Here is a 14,118-nt window from a genome sequence, read left to right as displayed (position 1 = left end):
ACACATCACCACACGACAAACACGGACACAGGTTCGAGGAGCGGTCACAGTGCAGCGCTGGCGTGGCTTGGAGGACATCCCCCAGGACTGGGGGCGCAGCGTCGTCACCATCGGCTCTTACGACGGGGTCCACCGCGGACACCAGCTGATCATCCGGCACGCCGTGGACCGGGCCCGCGAGCTGGGCGTGCCCTGCGTCGTCGTCACCTTCGACCCGCACCCCAGCGAGGTCGTGCGCCCCGGCAGCCACCCCCCGCTGCTCGCGCCGCACCACCGCCGCGCCGAACTGATGGCGGAGCTGGGCGTGGACGCGGTCCTCGTCCTTCCCTTCACCACCGAGTTCTCGAAGCTGTCGCCCGCCGACTTCGTCGTCAAGGTCCTGGTCGACAAGCTGCACGCCAAGGCGGTCGTCGAGGGCCCCAACTTCCGCTTCGGCCACAGGGCCGCGGGCAATGTCGAGTTCCTCGTCGAGCAGGGCGGGGTCTACGACTACGAGGTCGAGGTCGTCGACCTCTTCGTGTCCGGCGAGGCGGGCGGCGGCGAGCCGTTCTCCTCGACCCTGACCCGGCGCCTGGTGGCCGGGGGCGACGTCGAGGGTGCCGCGGAGATCCTGGGCCGACCGCACCGCGTCGAGGGCGTGGTCGTGCGGGGCGCTCAGCGCGGCCGCGAACTCGGCTTCCCGACGGCGAACGTGGAGACGCTCCCGCACACCGCGATCCCGGCCGACGGCGTGTACGCCGGCTGGCTGCACGTGGCCGGCGAGGCGATGCCGGCCGCCATCTCGGTCGGCACCAACCCCCAGTTCGACGGCACCGAGCGCACGGTGGAGGCGTACGCCATCGACCGCGTCGGCCTCGACCTGTACGGCCTCCATGTGGCCGTCGACTTCCTGGCGTTCGTCCGCGGCCAGGCGAAGTTCGAGTCCCTGGACGGGCTGCTGGAGCAGATGGCGGTGGACGTGAAGCGCTGCCGGGAGCTGGTGGCGGAGGCGGCCGGGTAGCGGACCGATCCGCACCCACGACGGCGAAGGGCGGCCGGTGTCATCGGACACCGGCCGCCCTTCTTCCGCTACGGCTACGGCTGCGGGGGCGGCGGTGGGGGAGGGGTCTGGCCGTCCGGGCCCTGAGGGTGGGGCGGGTAGGCGGGCTGGTGCTGCTGTGGCTGCCGGCCGTGCTCCGGGTACGGCTGGCCGGGCTGCGGCATCTGTGGGTGGGGCTGCTGCGGCTGCCCCTGCGGGGGGTAGGGCTGGGGGGCGGCGGGGTAGGGCTGCCCGGGCTGGGGTTGCGGTTGGTACTGAGGTTGGGGTTGGTACTGGTACGGCTGGGGCTGACCCGGCTGACCGGGTTGGCCCGGCAGGGGTGGGGCGGCGACCGGCGGCGGGTTGCCGTCGCTGGTCCACAGGCCGTGCATCTGCTGGTGCCGGACGAAGTCCTCCGCGACCATCGCCGCGAGGTTGAAGTACGACTCCCGCACCTTCGGCCGCATCATGTCGAGGTCGACCTCGGCACCGGCGGAGAGGTGCTCGTCGAACGGCACGACGACGACACCCCGGCACCGCGTCTCGAAGTGGCTGACGATGTCCTCCACCTTGATCATCTTGCCGGTCTCACGGACACCGGAGATGACGGTGAGGGAACGCGAGACCAGTTCGGCGTACCCGTGCGCGGACAGCCAGTCCAGCGTCGTGCTCGCGCTGCTCGCGCCGTCCACCGACGGCGTCGAGATGATGATGAGCTGGTCGGCGAGGTCGAGCACGCCGCGCATCGCGCTGTAGAGCAGACCGGTGCCCGAGTCGGTGAGGATGATCGGGTACTGCTTGCCGAGCACGTCGATCGCGCGCCGGTAGTCCTCGTCGTTGAACGTCGTGGAGACGGCCGGGTCGACGTCGTTGGCGATGATCTCCAGACCGGAGGCGGCCTGCGAGGTGAACCGCCGGATGTCCATGTACGAGTTGAGGTACGGGATCGCCTGGACGAGGTCACGGATCGTGGCCCCGGTCTCGCGCCGCACCCGGCGGCCGAGCGTACCGGCGTCCGGGTTCGCGTCGATCGCGAGGATCTTGTCCTGGCGCTCCGTGGCGAGGGTGGACCCCAGCGCGGTGGTCGTGGTCGTCTTGCCGACGCCGCCCTTGAGACTGATGACGGCGATGCGGTAGCAGGAGAGCACCGGGGTCCGGATCAGCTCCAACTTCCGCTGCCGCTCGGCCTCCTCCTTCTTTCCGCCGATCCTGAAGCGACCGCCGCCGGCCGTCGGGCGGCTGCTCTTCGCCTTCTGCTTCTTGTTGTTGAGCAGACGGTCCGAGGACAGCTCCACGGCAGCGGTGTAACCCAGCGGCGCGGCACCGGGGTTGACCGGCTGCCGGTGATCATGCTGAATCGGCTGCGGCCAGGCGGCACCCACGCGGGGGTCGGCGGGGGCCTGGGGCGGCTGGGGGGTGTGGGCGCTCTGCGGCGGCTGAGGGGTCTGCGCCGCCTGCGGGGGCTGGCCGGGGGAGTCCTGCGGGGCGCCCTGGGGCGGGGCAGCCTGGGGCCGTCCGTCCGCCTGGTGGGGGACGCCGGGGTGGGCCTGCGCGGACCGGGGAGCGTATGGCACCTGCGGGTCCGAGGGCTGCGGGAAGCCGTAGCCGGTGGGCGCGGCGGGGGGCTGCGGGGCCGAAGGGGCAGGGCTCTGCTGCGGGTTGGGCGCGGGTGCGGCCGGGGCGGCCTGAGCCTGCTGGGGGAAGCCGTAGCCGCCGGGGGCGGCGGGGGGCGTGGGGGCAGGGGCCTGCGGGAAGCCTTGGCCGCCGGGGCTGTTGGGCGCCGGGGGCTGCGGGAAGCCGTAGCCGGGCTGGGAGTTGGGAGCGGGCGCGGGGCCGGGATGCGGCTGGGCAGCCGGAGCGGCCGCCGGGGGCTGCGGGAAGCCGTAGCCGGCCGGGGGGTTGCTCGCGGGTGCCGGAGGCTGGGGGAAGCCGTAGCCGGGCCGCGCGTCGGGTGGGGGCGGGGGGCCCGGCTGCTGGGCGGCGGGCGGTTGCGGGAAGCCGTACGCAGGCTGGGGCGCGGGCTCCGCTGTCGGTGCGGTGGGCGGCGGTGGGTTCCAGGTCGCCGGCGCGGGCGGCGGAGCCTGCGGGTGGGCGGGTGGTTGTGGAGCCGCCGCGGCCGGTGAGGGGGCTGCCTGCTGCGGCTGAGCCGGCCACTCGGCCGCCGCCGCGGGCGCGGCGGGCTGGTACGACGGCGGCAGCGGCGGCAGCCCGCTCTGCGGGGCCGGCGGGGGAGTCCAGGCGGGGGGAGCGGCCGGCGCGGCGTCCTGCGGGACGGCCTCGGGGTCGGCGTTCGGCGGCTCGGTGACCGGTGCCGCGCCCGCGGCGGCCGACGGCTCGGTCCGCGCCGGGGCGTCGGCGACCGGCACGTCGTCCGACGGGTCTCCGTCCGTCGAATTCTCCTCCGCGGTCTCGGCGACGGCCGTTCCGGCGACGGCGGTCCCGGCGACCGCGGGTACGGCGACCGCGGGTACGGCTGCCGGAGTCGCGCTCCCCCCGACGGTCGTCTCGGCCTCCGGCTCCGGCTCGGGCTTCGCTTCGCCGGACACGGCCTCGGCGTCGGCCCCCTCGGCCTCCGCCCCGGAAGGGGAGCCCTCGCCCACCTCGTCGCTCACGTTCCCGGCGTCACCCTCACGGGTGGTGGCGTCCGCCTCGGCATCGCTGCCGGCCGTCGTGTCCGCCGCCGCGGCCCGCTCCACGATCTGCCGCTTCAGGGCGACCGCCGAGAAGCGCATGGTCGCGCCGCTCTCCAGATCGCCGTTCCCGGAACCGTCCTCTTCCTCAGCGGCCGGCGCCGCGGACCGCGGCAGCTGCGGCTCGAAACCGCCGTCCGCCGGCAACCCGGGCACGGCGACCGGTTCACCGACCGGAGCCGCCGGAGCAATGGGAGCAGCCGGAGCACCAGGAGTCCCCGGACCCACGGGCGGCGGGTACGGCGCCCCCGGCCCGGCCGCGGGCGGGGCGAACGGTGCGCCGGGCGCCGGGGGAGCCGGAGGGGCGTACGGCGTCGAGGGGGTCGTGTTCGTCCCGGGCGACGGAGCCGACGCACCGGCATCCGAGCCGGTTCCGGCGTCCGACCCGGTCCCGGAATCGCCCGCCGCGTTCTGCGTGTACCAAGCGGGCGGGGCGTAGTCGATGGTGAACTCGCCCGTCGTCTCGATGGCGGACTCCGCGTCGGGCTGGTCATCGCCGGGTGTGGCCCAGCCCCCGCGGATCCCGTCCCGATCGCTGCTCACAGTTCCTCCTGATGTGGTCGAGCACCCTCAAGCCGTGCCGGGGCGACCATTTTCTCGTCGTACGCGGTGGTTCGAGGCCGTCTGGGGTCGTCCGAAGCGCCGGCCCTCCCCCAGGACGCCGACGCCCACCCCACGGTTTCCGGCATCGCGCCCGGCACCAGCCTAATCATCAGATGCCCCGCCCAGGCAGGCCCGCCCATCCTCGGCACCAGTCCATCACGTCACCGGCTCCCCGACGAGTGACGCGCGGGCGTCACGCCACCCAACAAACCGACCCAAACGCCACAAGTGCCGTACAGGAGAGGCCGGAAGAGCGGAAGAACGCGCAACGGCGACCCGGGAAGCCGGCAACCTGGAACACCGGAAACCGGGAAGCCGGGAAGCCGGCAAGCCGGAAAGCCGGGAAGCCGAGAAACCGGAGACCGGATCAGTCCATGCGCCGTGGCGTACCCAGCAACCCGATCTCCGCGTCCGTGGGCTGTGTCATCACGTACTGCCGGTCGCGGTCGGCGCACCACAGGGTGAAGCCGTCGGCGAGTGTGGGCAGGGCCTCCACGTCCGCGCGCGGGAGCGCCAACGCGCGGCCCAGTTCCGCCGACTCGTCCGGCGAGATCCGCTGCACGCCGACGAGGCGGGCCTGCCGCAGCAGCCGAGGCGCGACCGGGGACAGATACGGCAGCAACGTCAGTACGGCCTGCCAGGGCCCGGACGCGACGCGTCCGCGCGGCGGCCGCATTCCGCAGTCCCGCACCACCAGCACCGGTGTGCCCGCCGACGCGCCCTGCGGGGGCACCCGGCCGACCTCGTACACGGCCAGGCCGTTCTGCCCGCCGCCCATGGCGTGCACCATCTGCGCCCACGCCTGCGGCCGGCCCGTCTCCACGGCCACACGGGCCCCGGTCGCCGCCGCTCTGAGCGCGAGCACCTGCGCCGTCCACAGGCCACCGATGAGAACGACGTCGTACGGCGTGGGCCGGTTGAGTCCCAGGACGGCGGGCCGCCCCTCGGTGTCCACGCCGATGACGACGCCGTCGTCCCCGATGGGCAGCGCGAGCGAGCCCAGTTGTTCCACGGACACCGAGTGCCGTCCGTGCCGCGGACCGATCAGCCCGAAGCCGGCGCGCGGCGACCGGCGACCCGGCGTGCCGGAAGACGGCTCCGGCGTACCGGCCCGTGTCGTCGCCGTCATCGAACACCTCCGAGGGGCAGCGTGGCCAGGATGCCCGGCACCTGTTCGCGGTCGAGGCGGGCGAGGCCCGCGCCGGTGTGGCGGGCCGCGCCCTGCACCGCGCGCCGCGCCGCCACGAGTTCGTCGTCACTGCGTCCCGTCACCCGGACGTGCCCGCTCAGGGACACCTCCTGCCGCTCGCCGCGCGCGAGGGTGAGACTGAAGGTCGTCGCGAGCGCGGGGACGGCGGTGATCAGGGCGACGAACTGCGGCAGCGACGGACCGCTGCCGCCGCCCAGCGCGGGCCACCGGCGCACCCAGTACGTCGTGTGCCGCCGGTTGTCGCACCGCCAGCTCCGGCCGGACTCCTCGGTGCGCCGGTCCACCGCCCCGGTCCGCCCGGCCTCCGCCGTCACCAGCGGGTTGGCGCAGACCGAGGTGGCGAGGGCGGCCGTCAGGCCCTCCTCGTCGAGCACGGTGGCCCGGAACCCGGCGCCGGTGAGCCGACTGGCCAGATGGTCGGCGGCCCGTACGACACACTTCTGCGCGCCGACCAGGCCGCCGCCGCGGGCGGCCACGGCCTCCGGGCACAGCTCCGGGTCCAGCTTCAGCGCGATCCACGTGATGCGCACGGCCGGCGCGCCGGTCTGCTCCTGGAGCGGCGCGTAGTTGGCGACGGCCACGGACTGGCGCGGCAGGTGCAGGGCGGGCGCGGGCTGGGTGTGCAGCACGATCTGCGCGGACTCCAGGCGGATGCCGTCCACGTCGAGGGCGTCGTGCACCAGGGCGAGCGGCAGCGGCTGCCGGCTGCGCTCGGCCCGCAACGCGGTCGCGTCCGCCTCGACCTGGAGGACGGCGGTCATGAACGTGCCGTCGCCGACGATCCCGACGGGCCGCCGGTCACGGCTGCCGTACTCGTAGGTGCGCAGGCTCGGGTCGCATTCCAGGGCCGGGGCGAACCCCGGCTCGGTTCCCGGCGGTATCTCCAGCTTGGCGGCCTGACGCCGTCGTACCTTCAGCGCCCGCGCGGTGGCCAGCCACTCCGGCAGGGAACGGCCCCGGCGGCGCGCCACGGAGAGCGCCACGAGCAGCGCCGCGACGACACCGGCCGCCCCCAGGGCCAGCGGGCCGATCGCCCAGCCGACCAGCAGGGCGGCGGCCGCGATCTGCCACAGGACCAGGCGTTGCAACCGGAATGCCCCGGCGTGCCCCGAACGCACCCTGAGATGGAGCGCCCCCGACGCGGCCGACCCCTGTGACGTCCGCGGTGACCGCGGTGGCTGCGATCCGGACGCCGAGGAGCCCCGCGTCCGCGACCGGCCACCGGAGCGCACGCGCGTGCCCGAAGCCATCACTCCATCTCCCCGTTCTGCTCACGACCCGCCCGTGTTCCAGCACCCCACAGGGCACTTGACGGCCCGGGAACCCTACCCGCTCCCCAACTCCCCGCGGATACCAGGCATAGTAGGGGGCCGCTCCGACATCGGGGGCGGGGGACCGCGTCACCCGCGCGTGCGGCCCGGACGGAAAACGGGGAGAGACACAGACAGATGGCATCCCGGCGCGATCAGCTCAATGCCTACACCTTCGCGAAGCGCCGCATGCTCGCGGCCTTTCTTCAGTCGTCGCCCGACGGGTCTGAGGAGGGAGCGCCCCGGCCGCTGCGCTCGGTGCTGCCCGGCATCGTCGTCGGAGTGATCGTCATGGCGGTCTTCGGGGCGTGGGGCATGTTCAAGCCGACCGCGCCCAAGGGTTGGGACGAACCCAACGCCAAGGTGATCGTGGCCAGCAAGTCGACGACGCGGTACGTCGTCCTGAAGACCGACGGCCAGGTCCAGCTCCACCCCGTCCTCAACATGGCCTCCGCGAAACTGCTCCTCGCCGACGGACAGGGCGACGTCGTCACCGTCGCCGAATCCGTCCTCGACAACGGCAAGATCCCGCACGGCGTCACCATCGGCATCCCGTACGCGCCCGACCGGCTGCCCCCGGCGTCCGAGGCGGGCACCGGGAAGCTCTGGGCGGTCTGCGAGCGTCCGGGCGCGGGCGGCGACGGCTCCGTCCAGAAGGCCGCCCTGGTGCTCTCCTCGCGCGACATGAAGGTGACCGACGACAAGGGACGCCTGCACGGCGGCCAACTGCTGTACGTCGCGGACCCGGAGGGCAAGCGGTACGTCGTGGACGCGAGCGGCGCCGTATACCCCGTCGACAAGAGCGACGAGCTGCTGCTGCGCGCCGTCGTCGGCTCCGGCCGGGAGCCCCAGCGGGTCTCCGCCGAGTGGCTGGCCACCCTGCACCTCGGCGACGCGATCACCTTCCCGGCGATCACCGGCCAGCCGGGCACGGCGGCCGACGCGCCGGGGCAGCTGGAGGCGTCGGTCAACAAGGTCGGCATGGTGCTCAAGGCGTTCGACAACAACACGGAGCAGTACTACGTGGTGCTGCCCGGCCGGGTCGCCCCGGTCTCCGCCTTCATCGCCCAACTGCTGCTGTTCAGCGAGGAGCTGGCTCCGCTCGACCAGGCCGGACAGGCCCATGAGGTCAGCCCCGGCGCGATCGTGCCGGGTCAGGCCTTCGGCACCGAGCACAACTGGCCGACCGGGGACCCCGCGCCCGTCAACGAGGCCTCGGCCGCTCCCGGCAGCCGCAGCACGATCTGCAACGTCCTGCGCGACGTCGACTCCGGCTCGGGCGCCACCACCCTGAGCACCTGGGTGGGCACGGACTACCCGGCCAAGCTGCCCACCGGAGCCTCCAGCGCCTACGTCACCCCCGGCTCCGGCCAGCTCTACCGCCAGTTCCAGGGTGAGCAGACCAAGACCGGCCCGGTCTTCCTCGTGACCGACACGGGCCTGCGCTACGTCTTGCAGTCCAACGCCGACAGCGCCACGGACGACGCCGGCATCGGCACCACGGCCAAGGAACGCGAGCAGCTCCAGCGGGAGGCGCAGCAGGCCCAGAACCGGCTCGGCTACAAGGACGTGGACCCGGCGCCGATCCCCGCCGCCTGGTCGGAGTTCCTGCCGACGGGCCCGCGTCTGTCGACGGCGGCGGCACGTCAGCCGCAGGGCTCGTGAGGAGGCGGGCGACAGTGCTTCGTACGACGCTCGCGGCGGCCGCGACGCTGCTGACGACGGCGACGGTCCTCGCACCCCCCGCGGAGGCGGCCGACAAGCTGCCCTACTCGGACCAGTGCAGCTTCCCCAACGGCCTCTACCCGGGCCGCCCCTGGTCCCTCCAGCGCGTCCTCCTGGACGAGCTGTGGAGCCAGTCCAAGGGCGAGGGAGTGCGGGTGGCGGTCATCGACACCGGCGTCGACGTGAAGAACCCGCAGCTCACCGGCGCGGTCGATGCCAAGAGCGGCCGCAACCTCCTGCCGAAGAACCTCAAGGACGAGGACGGCGACCCCATCGAACGGGGCAAGGAGAACGGCACGACCGACACCGTCGGCCACGGCACCAAGGTCGCCGGCATCATCGCGGCCCGCCCCGTCAGCGGCACCGGTTTCGTGGGCCTCGCACCCGAGGCGACCATCATCCCGATCCAGCAGAACGACGCGGAGGGCCACGGCGACACCGCCAGCCTGTCAGCGGCGATCCGCTACGCCATCCAGGCCAAGGCCCAGGTCATCAACATCTCCCAGGACACCTCGAAGGCGCTCAGACCCGACTCCGACCTGGAGAAGGCGATCGACGAGGCGCTCGCCCGGAAGATCGTGGTGGTGGCCTCGGCCGGCAACGACGGCGTCGGCGGCAACGTCAAGGAGACCTTCCCGGCGTCCTACGAGGGCGTCCTCGCGGTCGCCGCCTCCGACCGCAACAACGAACGCGCCTCGTTCTCCCAGTCCGGCGACTTCGTCGGCGTGGCTGCCCCCGGCGTCGACATGATCTCCACGGTCCCCCAGGGCGGCCACTGCTCCGACAACGGTACGAGTTTCTCGGCGCCGTACGTCGCGGGCGTGGCGGCCCTGATCAAGGCCAAGCACCCCCACTGGACCGCCCGCCAGGTCGTCGCCCAGATCGAGCAGACCGCGGAGCGCACGATCGCCGGCCACGACCGCCTGGTCGGCTGGGGCGTCGTCGACCCGGTCCGCGCCCTCACGGAGGACGACCACCCGATCGAGTCCCCCACCCCCCAGGAGGGCCTCACCCGCGCCCAGGCCCCGACGGCCGCGAAGTTCCAGGTGGGCGAGACCCCCGACGAACGCAACGCCCGCCTCGCCACGTACGTGACCGTGGCCGCGGCGGTCCTGGTGGCGGGCCTCGGCGGCACGGCGGTGGCGATCCGGGACGCGCGACGGCGGGCGCGGAGGGTCGCGGGAGCGCAATAGGCGGCTGCCGGCGCTCATCTCCGAGGCTCCTCGCGGGATGCCGCCGAGGGCGTAGGTCACCGCGGGCGGCGTCGGGCACGTTCGCCGGCCCGGACCGACCAGCACCACCCACCGTCGCGCGCTGCCGTGCGGCAGGTTGTGGTGGGTGGGCCGCTCGAAGGCGGGCGAGAGCACCGGGGCAGCGTGAAGCGGGGCGGCCGCCCCGCCCCGTCGTCCTCCCGCTGCTGGTCGCGGAGCCCGACGCCGGACGCGACAACGCCGGGTCGGACGACCGTCGTTGCCTCCTGTGAAGAATCGGTAAAGCCGCGGCCGGTAGTAGCAGAGCTGTTTCATATGACAGTTGGGGCTGTAGCGGGAAGTCACTACAGTGGTCATGTTGCGGTCATGAACACCTGAGGAGCGCGGGCTGCTCAGGAGGCCGCGGACAACGGGGAGGGAAAGCTTCGTGCTTCCTGCAGACATGGGCGGTGGTGCCGCCGACGTACGGCGTGGCCTGATGGCGCTCTCGACGTTCAAGAAGCGCGTGGACGACCTGCTGACCGCCTTCGAGGAATCGGCGGGCGGCTCGTCCAAGGTCGCGGCGCACAGCCTGTCGGAAAACGCGTTCGGGACGGGCAACTTCCCGGAAGCGAAGACGCTCCACCTGGAGTACGAGCGCGTCCACGAGCGCATCACGACGCTGTCCAAGTCGCTCGGCCTCCAACTCGAGGCGATGCAGATCGCCGTCCACGGCGTGGACGTCACCTTCGACAACCTCGAAGACGACCTTCGGTACCGGTTCCACGAGATCCGCACCGAAGTCAACCAGGACCGTACCGAGATGCTGAACGAGCACCTCAAGCGCGACAACAACGCCGACCACACGGACGCGGGGTACTGATGAGCGGCGGCAACAAGAAGCCGGACCACTACGAGGCGGAACGCCAGGACGCGACCCAGCAGAACTCCAGCGTGGACACCGTCCGGAACGTGGCCGCCGCGGTCAGCCCGTTCTACAGCGGCGGCCACGTGAACTTCGGCAAGACCAGCTTCGAGGGCTACGACCTCAACGAGATGATCGACATCGTGGAGTCGGCGAGCCCGGAGACACTGGAGACCGCGGCCACCGCCCTCGTCGACGCCCGGGACGCCATCAACGAGGCCGCCGACGAACTCAGCCGCAACCTGGGTGCCGTCGACTGGGAGGGCGAGGCCCACACCGCCTTCTACAACTGGGGCATGGACCTGACCACCAGCGCCCTGGCCCTCGCCAGCTACGCCGACGAGGTGGGCACGCAGGTCCTGGCCGCGAGCTCGGGCCTCGCCTCCGTACGCAAGTCCATGCCGCCGCGCGACACCCGCGCCGACCGCAAGACGGTCGACGACATCCCTACGCCTGCGCAGGTCGACTCCAACAAGGACTACGCGGCGGCGGTCAAGGCGGAAAAGGACCGCCAAGAGGCGATCAACCAGATGTACCGGCTGGCGTCGTTCTACACAGTGTCGAGCGGAATGATGCAGCTGGCCGAGGAGCCGGTGTTTCCCAAGATGCCGGATGTGGGGGTGCCGCCGCCTCCGCCGGGTTATGGGAAGTTTGGAAAGCCGCGGAGCCAGGTCGCCCTCTCGGCCGCAAGTGATTCGGGAACCACGCGCGAGCACTCCTTGGCGACCGGAACGGATAGACCGCGTGCCGAGGACTTGCCGTCTTCCCCCAAGAGCGGAGACGACACCGTCAGGCTGCCCGAACAGCACGTGGGCACGGAGATCGACAGCGTCGGTACGTTGCCGCCCCAAGACACCATGAAGCCGACGACCGGGGCACCGCCGTCGACGGCAGGCCCCAGCACGAGTCCAGTGGGAACGGTGCCTCCCTTTGCCACCGGCGTACCTCCCGCCCTTCGAGGGCAGGCCGGCCGAACCGCAGGGCTTCGCGGCATGCCGACAGGCAAGCTTCCTGCTTCGGCGCAGGGGCGAGTCGGTGGGGTGCCGGGCGGTACGGCGCCAGGGCGCGCGGGAACCGGTCCCATGGGACCGACTGGGCGTGCCTCCACGGCAGGCCAGGCGGGTGGCCGTGGCGTCGGCCCTCTGGGTCGAGGAGTGGTCGGCGGGGTACCCAAAGCTGGAGGAGAGGCGGCCGGACGCACCGGGGGCGCCCCTCGGGGCCCGGTCGGGGGCATGGGCGCCATGAACTCCGGGCGCACGGGCGCTGGGCGCACTGGTGCCGGGCGTACCGGCGATGGCGTGGTCGGCGGGAGGCCGGTCACCGGTGGCGTCTCCGGCACCAACAGTTCCCGAGTGCCGCGTGGCACGGTCGTCGGTGGTGAGGGCGCACCTAACTCGCGCGCTACGGGCGAGAGGCCCGGCCAGCGTGGGGTCATCGGGAAATCCGGCCCGACGACGGGTACAGGCGCGGGACAAGCGGTTCGCCGCCCTGTCAGTAGCACTGAAGGTGTGATCGGAACACCGAAGGGCCGAGCTTCCACAAGCAAGAACGGTGGAAACACGCCCGGTGCTCCGAGCGGGCGGCGTGGTGCCGCGCGTAACAAGGGTTCCGGCGAGACGCGTTCGCGCCGCGACGAGCGGCGTGATGGCGCGTCGTCGACCGACTGACCGCATGAAAGTTAGGACAGGCAGAGGCATGGTGGCAGGGATCAGCCGGCGCGGCGGGCGGAGCGCGTCTTTTGTGGGGCGGTACGGGAGGCGGGTTTCCGCCGTCTGTTCAACGCTCGGCGCCTTGGCAGTCCTCTCGGCAGGTTTGGCTCCGAGCGCTTCGGCCGCCGACGTCCAGTCCCAGCAGTGGTACCTGTCGGCGATGAAGGCCGAAGAGATGTGGAAGGTGAGCACGGGCAAGGGCGTCAAGGTTGCGGTTGTCGATACGGGCGTCAACCCTGACACGGCCTCCCTTAAGGGGCAGGTGCTCGCGGGCGAGGTATCGCGGGCGGTCGGTTATAAGGCCACTGAGGATTACGACGGCCACGGTACGAGCATGGCGGAACTAATTGCCGGAACCGGCGCCCAAGGCAGTCTGAAAGGGCTCGCTCCGGGGGCGAAGATCGTTCCTTATCGAATCGGCATGATGGACATGAAGGCCGGAAGCGAGAAGGCGAAGTCTCCGTCCCTTCCTGCGGTGATTAGGGAGATCGCTGACAGCGACGTCAAGATCATCAATATGTCCTTCGGTGAGTACATTGAAAGGCCGGATGTACTTGGCGCCATCAAGTATGCCCAATCCAAGGGGAAGTTGATGATTGCTGGCACCGGTAACAATGCGGAAGGGAAGAATCGTATCGGATATCCGGCTGCCTATCCCTACGTCGTCGGAATCGCAGCCTCGGACGAAAAGGGAACAGTCGGAAAATTCTCCGAGTACGGCAACTACGTAGATCTGGCCTCGCCCGGACTGAACGTTCCTACGTGGTGTGACAACACCTTCCGCTCGTACTGCACAGGCCAGGGCACCAGCCAAGCCACAGCCATCGCCTCCGCCTCCGCCGCCCTCATCTGGTCCGCCCACCCCGACTGGACGGCGAACCAGGTCCTCGCCAGCCTCATCGACACCGCCGGCCGCGACTGGGACAGGAACGATCCGAGTGCCTACCTCGGATACGGGCTGATCCGCCCTCGCAAGGTGCTGGAGAACAGGAACTTCAACCCCGGCGCGGCGAACACCGACCCCCTCGCCAAGGAAAACACGGTGGGTGTCACCGGCGACACGAACACGTCGCCCTCCGCCTCCGCATCAACCTCGTCACAGCCGCCGAAAAACCCTTCTGGCGGCCGGACTTCGGCGGCAGGATCAAGCTCGGACTCCTCCGACGACAACACCACGATGTGGGTGACGCTCGGAGCCGCGGCGGCCGTGTTGGTGATCGGCGGTGGCGCCTTCGCGGTGGTTCGTTCACGGCGGAGCGCATGACGAGCGACGTACCACGGCCAGTCTCACACAACCCTTCTGGTGCGGTAACGCACGCAGAAACGAACCACAGCTCTCACGAAAAGGGGTGCCGAAATGGTCGACCGCAAGCTTAATGACGGCGACGTACAGAAGCTCCAGACAGAAGTCATCGACCGGTACGACAACATCCGCGGGTCGCTGGCGAAGCTTCAGGGCACGATCGACATGATCGAGAAGGCCTGGACGGGCCAGGGTGCCAACGCGTTCAACGTCAAGCAGACGGAGATCAACGGCCACATGGTCGCGATCGGCAAGATGCTCGATGACTTCCTTGAGGGCATCCACATGAACAAGACCGACAAGCGCAACCTCGAAGACCAGATCGAGGCCGACCTCAAGCAGATCTCGGTAGAGGACCTCGGTGGGAAGACGTCGGCGCTGAACAGCTACTGACGGCTCATCGGCGGTACTGACACACACCGTTGTCGGGCTGCG

Annotated in this window: 10 protein-coding genes; 7 read left to right on the top strand and 3 right to left on the bottom strand. The window is 71.5% G+C overall.

Going from position 1 to position 14,118, the window contains the following annotated elements; genetic code table 11:
- Positions 1-49 precede the first annotated feature (49 nt).
- On the top strand, positions 50-1,000 hold the full coding sequence (locus ACZ5Y0_RS23255) for a bifunctional riboflavin kinase/FAD synthetase (RefSeq protein ID WP_469130605.1): 951 nt from the start codon (positions 50-52) through the stop codon (positions 998-1,000).
- Positions 1,001-1,074: 74 nt separating this feature from the next.
- On the opposite strand, the gene ACZ5Y0_RS23250 is transcribed toward ACZ5Y0_RS23255, so the two are convergent.
- The 3 genes from ACZ5Y0_RS23250 to eccE all read right to left on the bottom strand — a co-directional run bounded on the left by ACZ5Y0_RS23250 (position 1,075) and on the right by eccE (position 6,771).
- Positions 1,075-4,251, bottom strand: a complete 3,177-nt coding sequence (locus ACZ5Y0_RS23250) for an SCO5717 family growth-regulating ATPase (protein WP_469130604.1) — start codon at positions 4,249-4,251, stop codon at positions 1,075-1,077.
- Between the two features lie 427 nt (positions 4,252-4,678).
- Complete coding sequence (locus tag ACZ5Y0_RS23245) at positions 4,679-5,440, bottom strand: hypothetical protein (protein ID WP_469130603.1); 762 nt, start codon at positions 5,438-5,440, stop codon at positions 4,679-4,681.
- Positions 5,437-6,771 (bottom strand): type VII secretion protein EccE, encoded by a 1,335-nt coding sequence (eccE, locus tag ACZ5Y0_RS23240; RefSeq protein WP_469130602.1) that lies wholly within the window; start codon positions 6,769-6,771, stop codon positions 5,437-5,439. The genes ACZ5Y0_RS23245 and eccE overlap by 4 nt, the downstream gene beginning before the upstream one ends.
- A 198-nt stretch (positions 6,772-6,969) precedes the next feature.
- Between eccE and eccB the strand changes: the two genes are divergently transcribed.
- From eccB to ACZ5Y0_RS23210, 6 genes are all read left to right on the top strand, one after another.
- Positions 6,970-8,496, top strand: coding sequence for a type VII secretion protein EccB (eccB, locus tag ACZ5Y0_RS23235; RefSeq protein ID WP_469130601.1), 1,527 nt, complete (start codon positions 6,970-6,972; stop codon positions 8,494-8,496).
- Positions 8,497-8,510: 14 nt separating this feature from the next.
- Entirely contained in the window at positions 8,511-9,749 is a 1,239-nt protein-coding gene (gene mycP, locus ACZ5Y0_RS23230; protein ID WP_469130600.1) for a type VII secretion-associated serine protease mycosin, read from the top strand.
- A gap of 445 nt (positions 9,750-10,194) precedes the next feature.
- Positions 10,195-10,629: a hypothetical protein gene (locus ACZ5Y0_RS23225; RefSeq protein ID WP_469130599.1), complete on the top strand. Its 435-nt coding sequence runs from the start codon at positions 10,195-10,197 to the stop codon at positions 10,627-10,629.
- A complete protein-coding gene (locus ACZ5Y0_RS23220) occupies positions 10,629-12,338 on the top strand; it encodes a WXG100 family type VII secretion target (protein WP_469130598.1) in 1,710 nt (569 codons plus the stop codon). The genes ACZ5Y0_RS23225 and ACZ5Y0_RS23220 overlap by 1 nt, the downstream gene beginning before the upstream one ends.
- Positions 12,339-12,462: 124 nt before the next feature.
- Positions 12,463-13,644 (top strand): S8 family serine peptidase, encoded by a 1,182-nt coding sequence (locus tag ACZ5Y0_RS23215; protein WP_469130597.1) that lies wholly within the window; start codon positions 12,463-12,465, stop codon positions 13,642-13,644.
- A gap of 93 nt (positions 13,645-13,737) precedes the next feature.
- Positions 13,738-14,076 carry a WXG100 family type VII secretion target gene (locus ACZ5Y0_RS23210; RefSeq protein ID WP_252547269.1) on the top strand — a complete coding sequence of 113 codons (339 nt, stop codon included), beginning with the start codon at positions 13,738-13,740 and terminating at the stop codon, positions 14,074-14,076.
- Positions 14,077-14,118 lie beyond the last annotated feature (42 nt).

The organism is Streptomyces sp. NPDC033216 (genome assembly GCF_055577115.1).
Note: the sequence above shows the minus strand (reverse complement) of the source record. Positions and strands in the feature narration are given on the sequence as shown.